The organism is Kribbella sp. NPDC004138, from assembly GCF_053603655.1.
In genome coordinates, this window is record NZ_JBSGFZ010000005.1 from 334852 (window position 1) to 353138 (window position 18287).

Below are 18287 nucleotides of genomic sequence, written 5' to 3' on the forward strand. Positions count from 1 at the left end.
GTGGTGCACAAAGTCGAGTTGTCCACAGGCGGCCGGGCGGCCGCGCGCGGTTTTCGGGAGGATAGGGGGGTGGAGCGGTTGGGGCAGGAGGTGCGCGGGCAGCTGGCTCGTCGGCTGGGGAGACCGCTGCGGCATGTCGACCTGCTGGAGCTGGGGCTGCAGAAGTACGACGTCGAGCGGCTGCTGCGCAATGGCGGGCTGCAGCGCGCGCACGGTCGTTACGTCAGCGCCACTCTCGATCAGCAGCTCGCCCGCGCCGCGTGCGCGCAGGCAGCCCATCCGCGATCGGTCATCAGCCACTTCACGGCCGCAGACCTCACCGGCCTCCGGACGTGGACGGATCAGGACCGGCGTACTGCGCTGCCCCCGATCTGGCTCACCTGCGAACCGGGCGGCCGCCGCAATCTGAAGCGCTCGGACGTCGTACTGCGCCGTGCCGGCCTGAGCGCCGCGGACCTGCAGCTGCACCGCGGTCTCTGGCTGACGTCGGAGGCCCGAACCACCGTCGACCTCGCGCGCGAGCTCTCACTTCGTACGGCGGTGGTGACCGTCGATCACGCCTTGTCCAGATCGGTCTCGATGGCCGAACTCGACGCGATCCTGGACAGTCAATACCGCTGGCCCGGCGTACGGAAGGCACGCGCGGCCGTTGCGCTGGGCGATTCGCGCTCCGAGTCGGCCCTCGAGTCGTACGTCCGCGTCGTGTTCCTGGACGGCGGGTTCCCAGGTCCGGTGCTGCAAGCAGAGTTCTGGGACGGGTATCGCTGGCTGCCGCTTCGTGTCGACTTCTGGTGGCCCGAGTTCCGCACGGTCGGGGAAGCCGACGGCCTGGAGAAGTTCGAGGCCGCGACACCGACCGAGCGCCGTCGCTTGCTCCGCCGGGCTTTCGAGCGCGACCAGCGGCTCTCGGACTGCGGTGTCGAGGTCGTCCACTTCGGCTGGGAGGACGCGGTCCTCCGGCCCGCCGAGCTGCTCCGGCGTTTCCAGGTCGCGTTCGACCGCGGAGCCCGCCGTACCGGCCCCGCACCCACCTGGCGCCCCGCCACCCCCACCACCAGCCGCCCCGCCGCCTAACCCCCGCCCGCCCGGCCCCTGCCCCGGCTGCCGATTCTCCTGCCCGCCACTTTGTGCACGAGATCCGCGTTTCGGACTGCCGTCGGTACGGATCTGGTGCACAAACTCGGACCTGCTCGGCCTGCGGCGGGGGCGGCGTGGCCGGGGTGGCCGGGGTGGGTGGGGGGTGGGTTTGTGATTTCGGTGGTCGGGCACGGGGCGAGGGCTAGTGACAAATCGACGGATGGAGTGGGCTGTGCTGACCCTGACTGAGAACGCGACGCTGGTGATCAAGAGCATCACCGGGGTCGAGGGCGCGCCGGAAGGTGCCGGGGTGCGGATCTCGCAGGACAACCCGGCGGATCCGGCACTCGCGGTGACGACGACAGAAGCTCCGCAACCGGGCGACCAGGTGGTCGAGGAGGCGGGTGCGCGGGTCTTCCTCGAGGAGAACGCGGCGAACGCGCTGGACGACAAGATCCTGGACGCGGCGGTCGACGACAAGGGCGGTGTCGAGTTTTTGCTGGTGCCGCAGCCGGGCCCGAGCAACGGCGCTGCGCCGACCCCCTGATCCACCGATCCGCACGCCGGCCGGGAACCATGAGCCTCGGCCGGCGTGCTGTCGTCTCAGAGCGTCAAACGGCGCTGCGTTGCGCAATCCAGCTGTCGTGCAGCCGGGTGTAGACGCCTCCCGCGCCGACGAGCTCGGCGTGCGGGCCCCGCTCCACGATCTCGCCCTCGTCGAACACGAGGACCTCGTCGGCGGCCTCCGCCGTCGACAGCCGGTGCGCGATCGTGACCGACGTACGACCGGCCATCAGGCGCTCGAGCGCCGCGTTCACCCGCACCTCGGTGCCGGGGTCGACCGCCGAGGTCGCCTCGTCGAGCACCAGCAGGTCCGGGTCGGCGATGTTCGCGCGGACCAGCGCCACCAGCTGCCGCTCCCCCGCCGACAGCGACTCGCCGCGCTGACCGACCGGCGACTGCAGCCCGTCGGGTAACGACTCCAGCCACTCGGTCAGCCCGAGCGACTCGAACGCGGTGACCAGCTCCGCATCCGTCACTTCCGGGCGCCCGAAGCGTACGTTCTCCGCGAGGGACGCGTCGAACAGGTAGCCGTCCTGCGGCACCATCACGACCCGCTCCCGCAGTGACTCGAACGAGATCTCGCGCGCGTCGACCCCGTCGAGCTTCACCGCTCCGGAGGTTGGATCCATCAACCGGGTCAGCAGTTTCGCGAACGTCGTCTTGCCCGACCCGGTCTCCCCGACCACGGCGACCCGTCGGTGCGGCGCGATCCGGACGTCGACGTCGCGCAGCACCAGCTCGCCTTCGGGGTAGGCGAAATCGACGTCGGCGAACTCGACCGTGATCGGCCCGCGCGCCTGCTGTACGCCGTCCTCGCCCGGGTCCGCGACATCGGCGGGCGTGGCGATCACGCCGAGCACCCGGCGCCAGCCGGCGAACGCGCTCTGTGCGTCGGTCAGCACCTGCGTCGCGATCTGCACCGGGTCCGAGAACAGGGCCACCAGGAACATGAAGGCGAGCAGCTCACCCAGCGTGGCCTGCTTGTCGACACCGAGCAGCACGCCGACCGTCAGGACGCCGGCGTTCGCCAGGCCGGCAGCCAGGCCGCCGATCGAGAACGTCAGACCGGTGAGCGCCTGCGCCCTGGTCGCGGTCCGGCGGTAGTCCTCGATCGAGGCGTCGATCCGGTCCTGGGTGCGCTGCTCGATCGCGTACGAGCGGACCACCTGGGCGCCGACGACCGGCTCCGCGATCGCGGACAGCATCTCGCCGACCTTGGCCCGCACCACGCCGTACGCCGCGGACATCGCGCGCTGCAGGTACTTCAGGCTCGCGAAGAGCGGGATGAAGCACAGCAGCACGACGAGCGCGAGCTGCCAGGAGTAGAAGAACATCACGATCGTCGCGAGCAGCATCTGCCCGAGGCTGACCAGGAAGATGAACCCGCCGAACTGCAGGAACTGCGACACGGTGTCCACGTCCGAGGTGACCCGGCTGACCAACGCGCCGCGGCGCTCGGTGCTCTGCGTCAGCACCGGCAGGTCGTGCACGTGCCGGAACGCCTTGATCCGCATGGTGGCCAGGCCGTGCTCGGAGTTGACCGCGAGCCGCACGGTCGTCAGGTACGAGGCGCCGGCCGTCAGGATCACGCCGAGGGCGCAAATCAGGCACATCCAGGCGACGTACGACATGTCCGGGCCGTTCGGACCGGACAGGCCCTTGTCGATCGTCTGCTGCACCGCGATCGGTACGACGATCCGCCCGGCGGTCATCGTCAGCGCGAGGATCCCGGTCACCCACCACCCGCGCGCGAGCTCCGGCGAGACCTTCAGGCCGTCCTTCAGGGTCTGCAGCCCACCCGCGTTGTCACCGTGGTCAAGACGGCTGGCTTCGGCCGCACTCACGCTGATGCTCCTTCCGCATCCAGGTCGTCGATGTCGGCTGCGAGTTCCGCTTCTTCCTCGCGGCGCTCGGCGTCCTTCTCGTAGGCGTCGACCAGGTCCCGGTAGGCGGGTGTGGACGACTGCAGTTCGGTGTGGGTGCCGTGCGCGAGGATCCGGCCCTCGTCCAGGAACAGCACCTCGTCGGCGAGCGAGATGGTCGCCTTCCGGTACGCGATCACCAGCACGGTCGTCGCCGCGCCGGAGTCTTCCTGGACGGCCGAGCGCAAGCCGGCGAGGATGCGCGCCTCGACCTGCGGGTCGACCGCGCTCGTCGCGTCGTCCAGGATCAGCAGCCGCGGCCGCCGGACCAGCGCGCGGGCCAGCGCGATCCGCTGCCGCTGACCGCCGGACAGCGTCGTGCCGCGCTCGCCGACCTTGGTGTCCAGCCCGTCGGGCAGCGCCTTCACGAAGCCGTCGCCCTGCGCGACCCGCAGCGCGTCCCACACGTCGTCGTCGCTGTAGTCACCGCCGAGCGTGATGTTGCCGCGGATCGTGTCGTCGAACAGGAACGCGGTCTGCGCCACCAGCGCGGCCGATCCGGCCAGCTCGTCCCGGGCCAGGTCCCGCAGGTCGATCCCGTCGATCTTCACCGCGCCCTGCTCCGGGTCCACCAGCCGCGTCAGCAGCGTGGTCATCGTCGACTTGCCGGCGCCCGTCGGGCCGACGACCGCGACCGTCCGGCCCGGCTCGACGGCGAAGTCCACACCGGCGAGCACGTCGCGATCCGGCAGGTACCCGAACCGGACGCCGCCGACCTCCAGCCGGGCCGCCTTCGTCGACGTCAGCCGCTCCTCGCCGTACTCCGTGCCGCCCTCGGCCGTGAGCACCCGCTGGATGCGGTCCCACCCGACGACCGACCGCGGCAGCTCGCCGAGGACCCAGCCGAGCGCGCGGATCGGGAACCCGATCAGCGTGAAGAGGAACGCCACCTGCACCACGTCACCCGCGTCCGCGCCGCCGGAGCGCACCCGCGCGACGCCGACCAGCAGCACCGCGAGCACGCCGAGCCGGGGCAGGCCGTCGATCACCGGGTCGAACAGGCCGCGGGCCTTGTTCACCGCGATGTTCGCGTCCCGCAGCGCGTACGTCGGGCCGCGGAAGCGCTCGGTCTCGGCCGCCTCCCGGCCCAGCGTCTTCACCACCAGCGCCCCGTCGAACGACTCGTGCGCGACCTCGGAGACGTCCGCGCGGAGCTGCTGCGCCCGGGTGGCGAGCGGCTGCAGGTACCGCTGGAAGATCACGTTCGCGACGAAGACCAGCGGGAACACCAAGCAGCCGACCAGCGCCAGCCAGACGTCGGCGGCGAACATCGCGACGGTCGCGAACACCAGCATCGCGATCACGCCGATCGCCATCGGCAGCGGCGCGATCACGAACCAGGTCGACTCGACATCCGCATTGGCGTTCGACAGCAACATGCCGGTCGAGTGCTGGTGGTGCCACTCCAGCGGGAGCTTCAGGTACTGCCGGGTGACGCGTCGCCGGTACGTCGCCTGCAGCCGGAACTGCATCACACCGGCGCCGAGCCGCCGCCCGACGACACCGATCGCGTTCAGGATCGCGATGCCGATGAACAGGGCGATCAGCGACCCGATCGCGCCGGCCGTGGTCTCACCGCTCTCGAACGCGGGCCGCAGCACGTGGTCCGTCGCCCAGCCGAGCGCCCAGCCGCCCGCCACCGTCATGGCGCCGTAGAGCATCGCGGCGAGCACGGACAGCGCGAAGATCCCCGGCTCCTCCCAGATCGCCACCCGCAGAACGGCGAACCCCCGGCGGGTGACGCTGCCCTTTTCCGGGACTTTCGGGACAGGCAAGACACGCTCCAGGGCAGTCAGGTGCATCAATGGGACTCAGACATGACAACGATTGACATTCTGCCACTCGCCACGGACAACTACGATCGAGTTGTGACCGACTACAGCCGGGTGGAACGACTCGCTCTGTGTGACCTGTTCGAAGCGGTCGGACCGGCCGCCCCGACCCTGTGCGAGGGCTGGGACGCCTACGACCTGGCGGTCCATCTGTACGTCCGCGAGGCCGATCCGATGGCCGGGCCGGGGATCATGATCCCGGCGCTCGCGGACACCACCGAGCGGCGGATGCGGCGCGTGAAGGAGCGCTACGGCTTCGCCGAGGTGGTCGGCAAGGTCCGCAACGGCCCGCCGCGGGTCTCGATTTACGCGCTGCCGAAACTCGGGCACCAGCTGAACACCACGGAGTACTTCGTCCACCACGAAGACGTGCGGCGCGCGCAACCGGCGTACGACGTCCGCGAGCTGCCCGCCGAGCAGCAGGACGGTCTGTGGAAGGCGGTGCGGCTGGCCGCCAAGTCGATGACCCGCAAGTCGCCGAGCGGCCTGGTGCTGCGACGCCCCGACGGTACGACGTCCGTCGCGAAGCGGCCCAACGAGGACGGCTCGGTCACCGTGACGGGCGAGCCCGGCGAGCTGGTGCTGTTCTGCTTCGGGCGGCAGCAGGTCGCCGACGTCCAGCTGGACGGTGACGCGGAGACGGTCGAGCGGCTCCGCAACGCGTCATTCGGCGTGTGACCGCTTCTTGCGTCGCGCGCGCTGGACCACGCCGCTCACCACGGTGGTCAGGATGACCAGGACGATCGCCGCCAGCACGCCCTGCCACGGCTCGTCGAAGAGCGCGTAGCCGAGCAGGCCGATGGCCATGTAGACCGCCGCCCACAGCGACGACGCGGCCAGGTCGACGATCGCGAACCGCTCCCACTTGTAGCCGGCGAGACCGGCCGCCAGGAGCACCGGCACCCGGCCGCCCGGGATCAGCCGGGAGGTGAGCAGCACGCCGATCTCGTGCTCGGACAAACGCTCGCGAAGCGAGTCCAGCGACCCGTTGTTGCGCAGCCATCCGACCCGTGTGGCCAACCGCTCACCGCCGAAGCGGCAGCCGGCGTACACGATCAGGTCCCCGACATACGCGCCGGCGGCGCCCGCGAGCAGCACACCGGCCAGCCCGATCGGGTTGTTGTGCGAGGCCAGGACGGCGCCCGCCGACACCGCGGCACCCGTCGGCAGCACGGGCAGCACCGCACCGAGCAGCACAGCGCCGGCCAACGCGAACAAGTACCACAGGTCGAACTTGGTGTCCCCGGTCACACAGGCACCTCGATCGACTGGCCGGGGGCGAGGACCTTCACGTTCACCTCGGGATCGAGCTGCTTCATCGCGGCCTCGAACCTCTCCCCCGGCGGCAGGAACAGCTCCGGCTTGATCCAGTCGCAGCCGATCGGCCAGAACGTCCCGAAATGGACCGGGACCGCCGTCGAGGCGCCGACCCGCCGGACCGCCTCGGCAGCCCGGATCGGGTCCAGGTGCCCGGGGCCGAGCGACGGCCCCCACCCGCCGACCGGGACCAGCGCCACGTCGACCGACCCGGCCTCGGCCTCGAGCCCGTCGTACAGGTCGGTGTCGCCGGCGAACCAGACACTCGGCGAGCCGTCGACCCGGTACCCGAGGGCCTGCGCGGAGTACGACGACCACGGCAGCCGGCGCCCGTCGTGGTGTGCGGTGACCGCGGTGATCTCCAGCGACCCGATCCGGACCTGGTTGCCGGGCGAGACCTCGATGCAGCGGTCCGAGTACTCCGGGCCGCTGTCGGCGTGGATGAGCTTCGCCGCGCCGCGCGGCACGATCAGCGCGGCGTCCGACGCGACCAGCGGCAGCGAGGTCAGGTGCAGGTGGTCGGCGTGCAGGTGCGAGATCAGGACCGCGTCGCAGCGCCTCGCCTCCCGCGCCGGCGCGGGACCGCGACGGCGGCGCAGGTGGGCGATCCGCGACGTCAGCACCGGATCCGTCAGCAGCCGTGTGCCGTTCGCCTCGATCGTGGTGGTGGCGTGCCCCCACCATGTCACGCGCATGTCACTCGCACGCTTCATGCCCCCATCCTGCGGGCCTCAGACGCCCGCTCGGACTCGATCGGCTCGTCCAGGTCCTTGCGCTGCCCCAGCTTCTCCAGCCAGCCGATCAGCACCTCGTGCACCTCGTCGGAGCCTACGGGAGGCTCGGCCAGCGCCCAGCGACTCGGGTGCACCAGCACCGCCTCGGTCTGCCAGCCGCCGATCCCGCCGTGGCACCCGACCAGCTCCTCGAAGGCCGCCACCTCGTGGGTGTAGTCGTCGAGCCGGCTGACCACCACCAGGTCGCCGTTGTGCGGCATCTCCGCCTGCCGGAGCATCGACGCGGCCGCGAGACCGCCGTACGACGCCAGCGGGTCCTCGCCCTCGATGCGCCCGGACCGCAGGACCCGGACCCCGGCGCTGCCGATCGCCACCGGTCCCTCGGCCAGCGAGTCGACCACGACGAACCCGATGCCCGGATGCGTCGCGAGGCCCGGGATCAGCTTCGGGTGCAGCAGCTCGATCTCCTCCAGCGGCACCCGGCCGGGCGTCGTCGCGAGGTAGATCAGCGCCAGGTTGCCCGATGCGGTCACGACCATCTGCTCGTCCGCGGCAACCTGCGGCTCACAGTCCTTCGGGCCGAGCTCCACCTCGCCGGTCTTCACGTGCAGCGCCCGCCGGGTCACGGAGCCGGCGACGCTGCGGCGCATGCTCAGCTCGGTGAGGAACGCGTTGACCGGGCCCCACCCCTCCGACTTGCCGACCGCCTGGACCGGCTGCTTGGTGGTGTCGACCAGGTCGTCGACCACTTCGGCGAGGGTCCGGCCGTACCGCTGCAGGAATGTCGAGCCCTGGCTCTGGCCGTGGTCCGACAGCACGACGATCTCGTACGAGTGCGGGAGGGTCTCGATGATCCGCTGCAGCGCGCCGAGCACCCGGTCCAGGCCCTCGAGCGTCTGCAGCGACTCGGCGCGAGTCGGGCCGGCGTGGTGCGCCACCTCGTCGTAGTCGACGAAGTCGCAGTAGATCACCGGGGTGCCCTTCACCAGCTCGTCGGTGATCAGCGAGACGTTCAGGTCGCGGAGCAGCACGTTGGTGACGGCCCGCAGGAAGATGTACCCACCGCCGCGCTTCACCCGCGGGACCAGGTGCCGGGCCCGCTGCCGGCGGGCCTGGTGCAGCTCCTTGATCATCTCCGCCACACACAGCACTAGGCCGCGGGCGGCGCCCTGCGGACTGGAGAAGAACCGGACGTACCCGCCGCTGCGGCTGTTCGGCAGGCCGGCGCGGCTGAACACGAGCTCGCACTTTTCGGCGTCGCCGGACCAGTTGTTGCTGATGCTGACGCCGCCGTCGGCGAGCAGGCCGCGCCCGGTGGACATCCGGGCCTCGATCTCCGCCGCGTCCCGGCCGCGGTTGGTGACCATCACCCGGCCGGTCTCCTTCTCGTACCACCGGAACGCCGGGATGTGCCGGGACCCGCCGTGCAGGATCCCGGCCTGGCTGGCCGGCGTGGTGGCCGGCACGCCGGTGTGCCAGGCGAGCATCGAGTGCCTGCCGTCCCGGATCCAGCCGCCGAGGTTCGGCAGGTTGCCGGCCAGGACCATCCAGTTCAGCAGCGGCGCGGACAGGCCGTCGATCTGGACGATCAGCATCCCGGTCCGCGGCGCGGGCTCGATCCGCCGGGCGCGCCGGTGCACGACCCGCATCACCTCCGCCACGTACGCGTCGTCACTGCCCGCGTACGCGACCCAGCCGACGAAGGCGCTCACCGTCGACATCACGACGGCGACCAGCAGCGGCGCCTCGACGCCGCCGTGCAGGTCGACGCCGGGATCCGCGGTGATGCCGAGGTAGACGACCGCGAACTGTGACAGCAGGCCGCCGACCAGGACGCCGATCGACCCGATCAGCACCGCGACCCCGGCCAGCACCCAGCGCATCAGCACCGAGAAGACCGCCATCAGGACGACCAGCCGGAGGATCGGCAGCCGGCCGTCGCTGCTGATCTGCGGCAGCAACCAGAACGTGATCACCAGCGAGATCAGGGACAGCAGGCCGCCGACGAGCATCGCCTGCAGGCCACGACCGGTCCGGCGCAGGTCCAGCCACACCGGACGCCCGCGCCGGGCCTTGGACACCTGTTCTGGTGGTTTCGCCATCGCCTGCTTCCCCGTAGTGCTCTGTGCAGTACGAGACTACGGGGTCGCGGCGACAGCTTTACTGCACCTCGAGGTAGTCGACCTCCGTGTACAGGGTGCCCTTGGTCAGCCGGATCGTGTTCCAGCCGGCCCTCAGCGTGACGGAGACCGAGCTCTGCTGCCAGTTGTCCCAGCCGGTGACGGGGTAGCTGACCGATCCCGCATTGTTGCCGTTGACAACGAGGCCGTGGCTGGCCGTGGACGCGGAACCGTTGGCGTACCCGACGTGGAGCGTGTAACTGCCCGCGACCGGCGCGAACACCGAGTTCTCCACCCAGGAGTCGGCGTAGTCGATGTACGCGACGACCTTCCCGTCCGAGGCGCCGGCCGCGTTCGACCGGACGACGCAGTGGTTCAGCGTCCCGCGCTCCGCCTCGTACCGGACCCGGCTGCCGCGCACCACCGGGTAGTCGTTGGCGTACCCGATGTCAGCGACGTACAGGTGCCGGCCGCCGTTCACCCATCCGTGGACGAACACCTTGCCCCCGACCACGTCGGCGCCACCCGGTCCGCAGACGTGGTTGTCGAACGTCGCTGTCGTCATCAGCGGCCGGTACGCGGTCGTCCACGGGCCGCTCAGCGTCTTCGAGGTCGCGTACGACGTGAGGTAGTTGCAGTCGTTGTACCCGCCGCCGGAGAAGAACAGCACGTACTGACTGCCGCGCTGCACGAGGTCGGGGGCCTCGATGACGCCGCTCGACGTTAGCATCGCGGTGTTGCCGCCGACGAGGGTCTTGCCGTTGTCCGCCGTCCGGGTCAGCCAGAGCGTCGACGGCTGACCGATCGCGTTGCCGTCGTTCTTCCAGACCAGGTAGCGGGTGCCGTCGTTGGCCACGAACGTGTTCGCGTCGATCGCGCCGCCGAGGTTGAGCGGACAGATCAACGGCGCCGTACCGACGGGCTGGAACGGGCCGAGCGGATTCGTGGCGGTGGCGACGCCGATGCACTGCCGTCCGGAGGCCTTGTGCCAGGCGGTGTAGGTGAGCGTGTAGGTGCCGTCGGCGTTCGGGTAGACGTCCGGCGCCCAGGTGCGGCCGGGCTGTGCCCAGGCGCTCGACGGGCCGCCGGGCATCGCGTCGCCGCGGACCGTCCACGGCCCGTTGGCGCTCGGCGCGGTCGCGACCGGGAGGGTGCCGCGGCTGCCGTTGGTCGCGTACGCGTACCAGGTGCCGTTCTGCTCGAAGACGTCCGGGTCGGGGAAGTTCTCGCCGATGATCTCGCTCGGGAAGACGGCCGCCGTGGTGGCGGCGTGGACCGTGGGCGAGAGGACGGCGGTCAGGCTGAAGACAGCGAGCAACGCTGCCAGAAGTCGTTTCATGGGTGACTCCTCAGGTGGGGCGGTTACCTGTGGAGCCAACTTTTACATCGATTCACCTGAAACGCGAGGCCTCAATCGCTGGACCCGAAGGAACCTTGGGTGGAGACTCCCGCTAGTTGGTTTCCGCCTGGTTTGAGGGAGTGCCTCGTGAGTCGTTTACCGAGAGGGATGATCGCCGCCGTCGCGGCGGTCGCAGCAGCGGTGGGTGGCGTCGTCACCCAGTCCGTCGCGGCGCCTACCGCAGTACAAGCGACTGCTTTACAGCAGCGGCTCGACGGTCTGCTGAACGACAGCCGGTACGACGGTTCGCAGGTCGCGCTCGTGGTCCGCGACGCGGCCACCGGCGAGACGCTGTACGACCGCAACGGCGGCCAGCGGATGCTGCCCGCGTCGAACACCAAGCTGTTCAGCTCGACGGCCGCGATGCACGTGCTCGGCCCGTCGTACCGCTTCCACACCGACGTCCTCGCCACCGCCCCCGTCCGCGGTGGACAGCTGCTCGGCAATCTCTACCTGAAGGGGTACGGCGACCCGACCGCGCTCGAGTCCGACTACGCGGGCCTGGCCGAGCAACTCAAGGCGGCCGGCGTCCGGCGGGTGTACGGCGACCTGATCGCCGACGACACGTACTTCGACCATGTCCGGCTCGGTGACAGCTGGGCCTGGGACGACGAGCCGTTCTACTACAACGCCCAGATCTCCGCGCTCACGCTCGCCCCGAACACGGACTACGACTCCGGCACGGCGATCGTCGAGAGCCGCCCCGGCGCCGCGGCGGGTGCGCCGGTGAAGCTGAACCTGGTCCCGGCGAACGGCGCGATCACGCTCGTTAACACCGCCACGACCGGCGCGGCCGGCTCGTCGAACACGCTCACGATCGAGCGTGACCACGGCACGAACGTCGTCCGGGTGACCGGCTCGCTGCCGCTCGGCGCGTCGGTCGGCCAGGAGTGGGTGACGGTCTGGGAGCCCGAGCTGTACGCCGCCGACGTGTTCCGGCGCGCGCTGGCCGCCCAGGGCATCACGGTGAGCGGCCGGATCAAGAACGCGGCAACCCCGGCGACCGCGGCGCGGTTGGCGCGCGACGAGTCGATGACCGTCGGCGAACTGATGACGCCGTTCCTCAAGCTGTCGAACAACATGCACGCCGAGACCCTGGTCAAGGCGATGGGCGCGGTCGTCGACGCCGAGGGCAGCTGGCCGGCCGGGCTGGGCGTCGTCACCGACTACGCCAAGAGCATCGGCGTCGACACCAGCCGGATCCGCCTGTCCGACGGCTCCGGCCTGTCCCGCAAGGTGAACGTGACGGCCGACGCGATCGCCGATGTCCTGATCGGCGCCCAGCGAGAGCCGTGGTGGCAGCAGTGGTACGACGCCCTGCCGATCGCCGGCAACCCGGACCGGTTCGTCGGCGGCACGCTGCGCAGCCGGATGCGGAACACGCCGGCCGCCAACAACCTGCACGGCAAGACCGGCTCGCTCACGGGCGTCACGTCGCTGTCCGGCTACGTGACGAACAAGGACGGGCGCAAGCTGGTGTTCTCGATGATCAGCAACAACTACCTGGTCAGCCCGCGCTCGATCGAGGACGCCGTCGGCGTCACGCTCGCTTCCTGGTCCGACCAGGCGCCGCCGGCCGCGATGTCGAGCCTGCGCACCGCGCAGACCACGTGTGAGCTGGAGTGGGACAAGGCCTGCTAATTGAGTTGGCCAGTACGGCGGTCGTTCATCACCATGTGTGAATGACCGCCGTACTCCCATCGTCGTACACCGTCCGCCCGCCGTCGAAGGAGGACGCGCAGGCGGTCCTGGACCTGGTGTCGGCCTACAACACCTCGGTCGTCGGCTTCGCCGACTACACCCTCGAGGACGCCGAGGACCAACTCACCGAACCCGGCTTCGCCCCGGAGACCGACGGCTGGCTGGTCTTCGACGGCGACCGCCTCGTGGGCTACGGCTCGATCTTCGGCAAAGGTGACCACAGCCAGCTCGACCTGGACGTGGTGACCGCGGACCTGACCGTCGAGGCGTACCTCCTGCAGAACGTCCTGAGGCGTACGGCGGAGTTCGCCCGGGCCTACGGGCATGCGTCCGTCCAGCTGGACGCAGTGAACTACCGCGCCGACACCGCCCGCGCGGAACGCCTCGCGAACCACGGATTCCAGCCCGGTACGACGTTCCACCGGATGCGCATCGACCACGACGGACCGGTCCCGGTGCCGGACGTTCCCGAGGGCATCACGGTGCGCCGCGGCGCCCCCGACGAAGCGGCCCGCCGCGCGGCACACGACGTACTGAACGCGAGCTTCGAGGGCCAGTTCGGCTTCTCACCGCGCTCCTTCGAGGAGTGGCACGCGGCGCAGGAGAACCACTCGCCCTTCGACTGGTCGCAGCTGACCTTGCTGGAGCTGGACGGCGAGACGGTGGCGCTGCGGCTGTCCAACGACCAGTTCGTCGAGGACGAGAACTGCGGCTACGTCGGCCGCCTCGGCGTCCTCGAGAAGGCTCGCGGCAAAGGGCTGGCGAAGTTCCTGCTGCGCGACCAGTTCGCGCTCGACGCGGCGGCCGGGCGAACCGGCACGATCCTGCACGTCGACACCAACAACCCGACGCCGGCGCTCGGCGTGTACCTGTCCGTCGGCATGCAGCCGGTGCTGGTGATGGAGGTCTGGCGGCGCGAGGTGAGCGTGTGAACCTCCCTGCCGGTCACACCGTGCGCCCGATGCGGCAGGAAGACGCCGCGGTGATCGCCGAGCGGTCCGGCGCCTACACGTCGGCACTGCTCGGCTTTCCGAAACACAGTCCCGAGGACGTCGCGAACTACCTGCGGGATCCGGGGATCGATCCCGCGACGGACGGTTGGATGGTGGCTGGGCCGGACGGCGAGTTCGCCGGTTCGGCCACCGCGGTCGCGATCACCGGCGGCACGCACGTGAACGTCGACATCCTGAGCGAGGACCCGGCGGTCCTCGACTGGCTCCTGCAACAGGTCGAGCGCCGCGCCACGGAGGTCGGCTCGCGGACCGGCCGCGAGGTCGTGGCGCGCGTGGGCGTCATCCGTCAGGACGAGCGACTCGCGGCGGCGGTCGCCACGCACGGGTTCGCCATCAGCACGTCGACGCACCGGATGCGGATCACCTTCGACGGCCCGGTCCCGCCACCCGCCGTACCGGACGGCGTCGTCGTACGGCGGGGTGCTCCGGACGAGGCCAGCCGCCGGGCGGCGCACGCCGTACTGATGGAGGCGTTCGCGACCCAGCCCGGGACGCAGCCGCGGCCGTTCGAGGAGTGGGCCGCGTCGCGGGAGAGCCGGTCGACGTTCGACTGGTCGCAGGTGACGATCGCCGAGGTCGACGGGCACGCAGCCGGGATGACCGAGTGCAACGACAACTTCGTCAGCACCGACAACTGCGGGTACGTCGGGCGGCTCGGCGTCGTACCGTCCGCGCGCGGCCGCGGGCTGGCCAAGTTCCTGCTGCGGAACGCCTTCGCGATCGACTCCGCCGCCGGACGCCGCGGCACGATCCTGCACGTCGACACCGGCAACCCGACACCGGCCGTCGCCCTCTACACCGCCGCCGGCATGCGCGCGGACCTGATCAGCGACATCTGGAGCAAGACCTTCCGCGCCTGACTCCCTGCCAGCTCGACAGGACGTATACGCCCACTGCCGCCAGTCCCCCGCCTGAGCACCCCGGCGATCCGGTCCGATCGGCCGACACCTCCTGTCGAGCTTGCAAAGTCTTGCCGATCCGAGATCTGAGAGATTACTCTCGAAACATGTCTCTCAGGAATCCGTACGGCGATTTCGAGATCACCGACCCGCAGGCGATGCGTGCGTTGGCGCATCCGGTCCGGCTCGCCGCGCTCAGCTATCTGCAGAAGCACGGGCCGGCGACTGCCACCCAGCTGTCCGAGCACGTCGGCGCCTCCCCCTCGGTGACCAGTTGGCACCTGCGGCACCTGGCCGAGTTCGGCCTGGTGGTCGACGTACCGCCGCCGAGCGGGACGGACCGCCGGCAGCGCTGGTGGGACGCGGCCGCCCGCGGGTTCCGGTACGAGATGCCGGACACCCCGGAAGGCACCGAGGCCGGCCGCCTGCTGCGGACCGAGATGATGAACCAGGTGCTCGAAGCGGCCCAGCAGTGGCTGGTCGAGACGGAGCCGAACCTGGACCCCGAGTGGAGCCGGCTGGCCGGATCCGCCAACACGCTGCTGATGCTCACGCTCGCCGAGGCCGAGGCGATCGAGAACGCCATCGAAGAACTGCTGGCTCCCTATGTCCAGCGCCGCGACGCCGGCGACGTACCGGACGACGCCCGCCCGGTCCGGCACCTGCGCATCTCCTTGCCGGAGGCACCATGAAGACCCTGCCCGCCACCAGCCTGTGGCGCGTCCAGCGGTTCCGGACGTTCTGGTCTGCCCAGACGGTCTCCGAGTTCGGCGACCGGATCACCGAGCTTGCCCTGCCGCTGATCGCGGTGACGCTGCTCGACGCCTCCCCCAGCCAGGTCGGGTTCCTGACCGCGGCAGTCTGGCTGCCGAACATCGCGTCGCTGTTCATCGGCACCTGGGTCGACCACCGCAGGGACAAGCGGCCGCTGATGATCGCCGCGGACCTGGCCCGGACGGTCCTGCTGCTCACCCTGCCGGTCGCGTACTGGCTGGATCTGCTGGGCCTCGGCCAGTTGTACGTGATCGCGATCCTGGCCGGGACGGCGCATGTCCTGTTCAACACGGCGTACGCGTCGTTCTTCGTCCGGCTCGTCGACCGCGACCAGTACCTCGAGGCGAACAGCAAGCTGTCCGCGACGCGGTCGATCTCGTTCATGGGCGGACCGGCCGTGGGCGGTCTGCTGGTGCAGTGGCTGACCGCGCCGGTAGCGATCGTCGTCGACGCGCTGACCTTCGTGTTCTCGGCCGTCCAGATCAGCCGGCTCAAGGTCGAGCCGGGTGCCTCGGAGGAGTCCAGCGAACCGCTGCTGCGCCGGGCCGGTGCGGGAATGCGGTACGTGCTCAAGCACCCGTACCTCAGCCGCAGCTTGGGCTGCGCCACCACGGTGAACTTCTTCAACCTGATGAGCATGGCGCTGCTGGTGCTCTTCGCGAGCCGGAACCTCGGCCTGTCAGCCGGCGTCATCGGTGTCGCGTTCGGCGTCGGTGCGACCGGCGGGCTGCTGGGCGCCGTCACCGCATCCCCGTTGAGCAAACGGTTCGGCGCGGGGCCGGTGATCGCGGTCGGTGCGGTCGTGTTCCCCGGCTCGATCGCGATCGCCGCGCTCGCAGACGGGCCGACGTGGACCAAGGCCGTCGCGCTGGCGGTCGCCGAGTTCGTCGGGGCGTTCGCGGTGATGTGCTTCGACGTACCGCTGAACTCGTTGCAGGCCGCGGTCGTCCACGACCACATGCGCAGCCGCGTCGCGGGAGCGTTCAGCAGCATCAACTACGGCATCAGGCCGCTCGGCGCGGTCGTCGGAGGGTTCCTCGGCACCTGGATCGGTGTCCGCGAAACCCTCCTCGTCTCCGCCGCCGGCGGCCTGCTCGCCGTACTGTGGCTGATCGGCTCACCGATCATCCGCACCCGTTCGCTGGACGGTCTCGAACCGCCCAGCCTCTAAAGGTCTTCTGCCACGTCCACCTTGGCGACGGTCTTGCGGAGCGGGACCTCCTTGATGAACACGACCGCGACCAGGCTGACCACGGCGCAGGCCGCGGCGATCAGGAAGATCCGCCCGGTCGCGTCGCCGTACGCGTGCCGGACCAGTTCGGCCAGCTGCGGCGGCAGGTGGTTGACGTCCAGCAGGCTCGTACCGCTTCCGCCCTCCTGCAGCTTGCGCGCGGCCTCGGCGCCGTTCGGGCCGGCCAGGACACCGGCGACGATCAGGTCCTTCACCCGGGCCGCGAGCACCGCACCGAGCGCCGAGACGCCGACCGCACCGCCCAGGCTGCGGAAGAACGCGACGGTCGCGGAGGACGCGCCGATCTGCGTGACGTCGACGGTGTTCTGGACCGCGAGCACCAGGTTCTGCATCGTCATACCGGTCCCGAGGCCGAGTGCCAGCATGCCGAGCCCGACCAGCCAGTACGGCGTGGCGTGGTCGATCGTGCCGAGGATCAGCAGACCGCCGAGCAACAGGATCCCGCCGGACACCAGGTACCGCTTCCACTTGCCGTAGCGGGTGATCAGCTGGCCGGAGCCTGCCGATCCGACGAACGAACCGAGCATCATCGGGATCGTCAGCAGGCCGGCCTCGGTCGGGCTGTAGCCGCGGGCGATCTGGAAGTACTGCCCGAGGAACAGCGCGCTGCCGAACATCGCGACACCGACCGCGAGGCTGGCGACGATCGCCAGCGCCGTGGTGCGCTCCCGGACGACCTTCAGCGGAACCAGCGGCTCGGCCACCCGGTTCTCCACCACGACGGCGAGGAGGCCGACCAGCAGCGTGCCGCCGACGAACAGCGCGGACTGCCAGGACATCCAGGCGAAGTCCGTGCCCGCGAACGTGACCCACAGCAGCGGCAGGCTGGCCGCGATGCTGATCAGCACCGCGCCGAGGTAGTCGATGCGGACCTCACGCTTGAGCACCGGCAGGTGCAGGTACTTCTGCAGGATCACCAGGCTGACCACGGCCAGCGGGACGCAGACGTAGAAACACCAGCGCCAGCCAAGCCACGAGGTGTCCACGATGACACCGCCGATCAGCGGGCCGCTGACGGTCGCGACCGCCATCACTGCACCCATGTACCCGGAGTACCGGCCGCGCGACCGGGGCGGGATCGCGGCGCCGATGATGGCCTGGGCCAGCGCCATCAGACCGCCCATCGCCAGCCCCTGCAGCACCCGGGCGCCGATCAGGAACGGCACGTTGTGGGACAGGCCGGCCAGCGCCGACCCGATCACGAAGACCGAGATCGCCACCTGGACGAGCAGCTTCTTGCTCATCAGGTCGGCGAGCTTGCCCCAGATCGGGGTGGACACGGTGGTGGCCAGCAGGCTCGCCGTGAGCACCCAGGTGTACTGCGTCTGGGAGCCCTCGAGGTCGGCGATGATCGTCGGCAGGGCGTTGCTGACGATCGTCGAGCTCAGCATCGCCGTGAACAGTGCGGCGAGCAGGCCGATCAGGATCTCGAGGATCTCCTTGTGGGTGAGTTCCGGCGCAGCGGGCGTTTGCTGCTGCCGGGTCTCGGTGACAGTCATCAGTCTCCAGTCTTGGGGTTTCGCCTCACGACCTTGTAGAGGTCACGTGGACAGGTGGTGCCGTCGCGAGCGTCGTCCCGCGGAGTGCTGGGCAAGGCGGAGGAGGGAGATGGGACGGAGTCCCTTCAGGCCCTGGGCACGCAGGACCTGGCCCAGTTCGCCGGAGCCGGCGCCGATGTCGACG

At 70.3% G+C, this 18287-nt stretch carries 15 protein-coding genes; 8 read left to right on the forward strand and 7 right to left on the reverse strand.

What is annotated here, in order from left to right; all coding sequences use genetic code 11:
* Positions 1 to 69 precede the first annotated feature (69 nt).
* Both ACWEOO_RS09420 and ACWEOO_RS09425 read left to right on the forward strand, forming a co-directional pair.
* Complete coding sequence (locus ACWEOO_RS09420; RefSeq protein WP_452142578.1) at positions 70 to 1074, forward strand: hypothetical protein; 1005 nt, start codon at positions 70 to 72, stop codon at positions 1072 to 1074.
* A 235-nt stretch (positions 1075 to 1309) separates the two neighbouring features.
* Positions 1310 to 1624, forward strand: a complete 315-nt coding sequence (locus ACWEOO_RS09425) for a Fe-S cluster assembly protein HesB (RefSeq protein WP_355690212.1) — start codon at positions 1310 to 1312, stop codon at positions 1622 to 1624.
* A 64-nt stretch (positions 1625 to 1688) separates the two neighbouring features.
* Here the strand turns inward: ACWEOO_RS09425 and ACWEOO_RS09430 are convergent, their stop codons facing one another.
* On the reverse strand, positions 1689 to 3485 hold the full coding sequence (locus ACWEOO_RS09430) for an ABC transporter ATP-binding protein (RefSeq protein ID WP_359933741.1): 1797 nt from the start codon (positions 3483 to 3485) through the stop codon (positions 1689 to 1691).
* Complete coding sequence (locus tag ACWEOO_RS09435) at positions 3482 to 5338, reverse strand: ABC transporter ATP-binding protein (protein ID WP_452142579.1); 1857 nt, start codon at positions 5336 to 5338, stop codon at positions 3482 to 3484. Before ACWEOO_RS09435 ends, ACWEOO_RS09430 begins: the two co-directional genes overlap by 4 nt.
* Before the next feature lie 93 nt (positions 5339 to 5431).
* On the opposite strand from ACWEOO_RS09435, the gene ACWEOO_RS09440 reads away from it, so the two are divergent.
* Positions 5432 to 6073 carry a TIGR03085 family metal-binding protein gene (locus tag ACWEOO_RS09440; RefSeq protein WP_452142580.1) on the forward strand — a complete coding sequence of 214 codons (642 nt, stop codon included), beginning with the start codon at positions 5432 to 5434 and terminating at the stop codon, positions 6071 to 6073.
* On the opposite strand, the gene ACWEOO_RS09445 is transcribed toward ACWEOO_RS09440, so the two are convergent.
* Genes ACWEOO_RS09445 through ACWEOO_RS09460 form a run of 4 tightly spaced genes read right to left on the reverse strand, consistent with a single transcriptional unit; the run spans position 6059 to position 10905 of the window.
* Positions 6059 to 6646, reverse strand: a complete 588-nt coding sequence (locus ACWEOO_RS09445; RefSeq protein ID WP_452142581.1) for a DedA family protein — start codon at positions 6644 to 6646, stop codon at positions 6059 to 6061. The genes ACWEOO_RS09440 and ACWEOO_RS09445 overlap by 15 nt on opposite strands.
* Positions 6643 to 7425, reverse strand: coding sequence for an MBL fold metallo-hydrolase (locus tag ACWEOO_RS09450; RefSeq protein ID WP_452142582.1), 783 nt, complete (start codon positions 7423 to 7425; stop codon positions 6643 to 6645). The genes ACWEOO_RS09445 and ACWEOO_RS09450 overlap by 4 nt, the downstream gene beginning before the upstream one ends.
* Entirely contained in the window at positions 7422 to 9548 is a 2127-nt protein-coding gene (locus ACWEOO_RS09455) for an alkaline phosphatase family protein (RefSeq protein ID WP_452142583.1), read from the reverse strand. Before ACWEOO_RS09455 ends, ACWEOO_RS09450 begins: the two co-directional genes overlap by 4 nt.
* 58 nt (positions 9549 to 9606) lie before the next feature.
* Positions 9607 to 10905, reverse strand: a complete 1299-nt coding sequence (locus tag ACWEOO_RS09460) for a family 43 glycosylhydrolase (RefSeq protein ID WP_452142584.1) — start codon at positions 10903 to 10905, stop codon at positions 9607 to 9609.
* A gap of 147 nt (positions 10906 to 11052) precedes the next feature.
* Here ACWEOO_RS09460 and dacB point away from each other — a divergent pair, with 147 nt between their 5' ends.
* The 5 genes from dacB (at position 11053) to ACWEOO_RS09485 (ending at position 16523) form a co-directional block, all read left to right on the forward strand.
* Positions 11053 to 12606, forward strand: a complete 1554-nt coding sequence (dacB, locus tag ACWEOO_RS09465) for a D-alanyl-D-alanine carboxypeptidase/D-alanyl-D-alanine endopeptidase (protein ID WP_452142585.1) — start codon at positions 11053 to 11055, stop codon at positions 12604 to 12606.
* A 41-nt stretch (positions 12607 to 12647) separates the two neighbouring features.
* Positions 12648 to 13598 carry a GNAT family N-acetyltransferase gene (locus ACWEOO_RS09470; RefSeq protein WP_452142586.1) on the forward strand — a complete coding sequence of 317 codons (951 nt, stop codon included), beginning with the start codon at positions 12648 to 12650 and terminating at the stop codon, positions 13596 to 13598.
* Between the two features lie 29 nt (positions 13599 to 13627).
* Positions 13628 to 14539 (forward strand): GNAT family N-acetyltransferase, encoded by a 912-nt coding sequence (locus tag ACWEOO_RS09475; protein WP_452142587.1) that lies wholly within the window; start codon positions 13628 to 13630, stop codon positions 14537 to 14539.
* Positions 14540 to 14685: 146 nt separating this feature from the next.
* Complete coding sequence (locus tag ACWEOO_RS09480) at positions 14686 to 15270, forward strand: helix-turn-helix domain-containing protein (RefSeq protein ID WP_359933721.1); 585 nt, start codon at positions 14686 to 14688, stop codon at positions 15268 to 15270.
* Positions 15267 to 16523, forward strand: coding sequence for an MFS transporter (locus ACWEOO_RS09485; RefSeq protein WP_452142588.1), 1257 nt, complete (start codon positions 15267 to 15269; stop codon positions 16521 to 16523). The genes ACWEOO_RS09480 and ACWEOO_RS09485 overlap by 4 nt, the downstream gene beginning before the upstream one ends.
* On the opposite strand, the gene ACWEOO_RS09490 is transcribed toward ACWEOO_RS09485, so the two are convergent.
* Positions 16520 to 18103 (reverse strand): MFS transporter, encoded by a 1584-nt coding sequence (locus ACWEOO_RS09490; RefSeq protein ID WP_452142589.1) that lies wholly within the window; start codon positions 18101 to 18103, stop codon positions 16520 to 16522. The two genes, ACWEOO_RS09485 and ACWEOO_RS09490, sit on opposite strands and share 4 nt — an antisense overlap.
* Between the last annotated feature and the right edge of the window lie 184 nt (positions 18104 to 18287).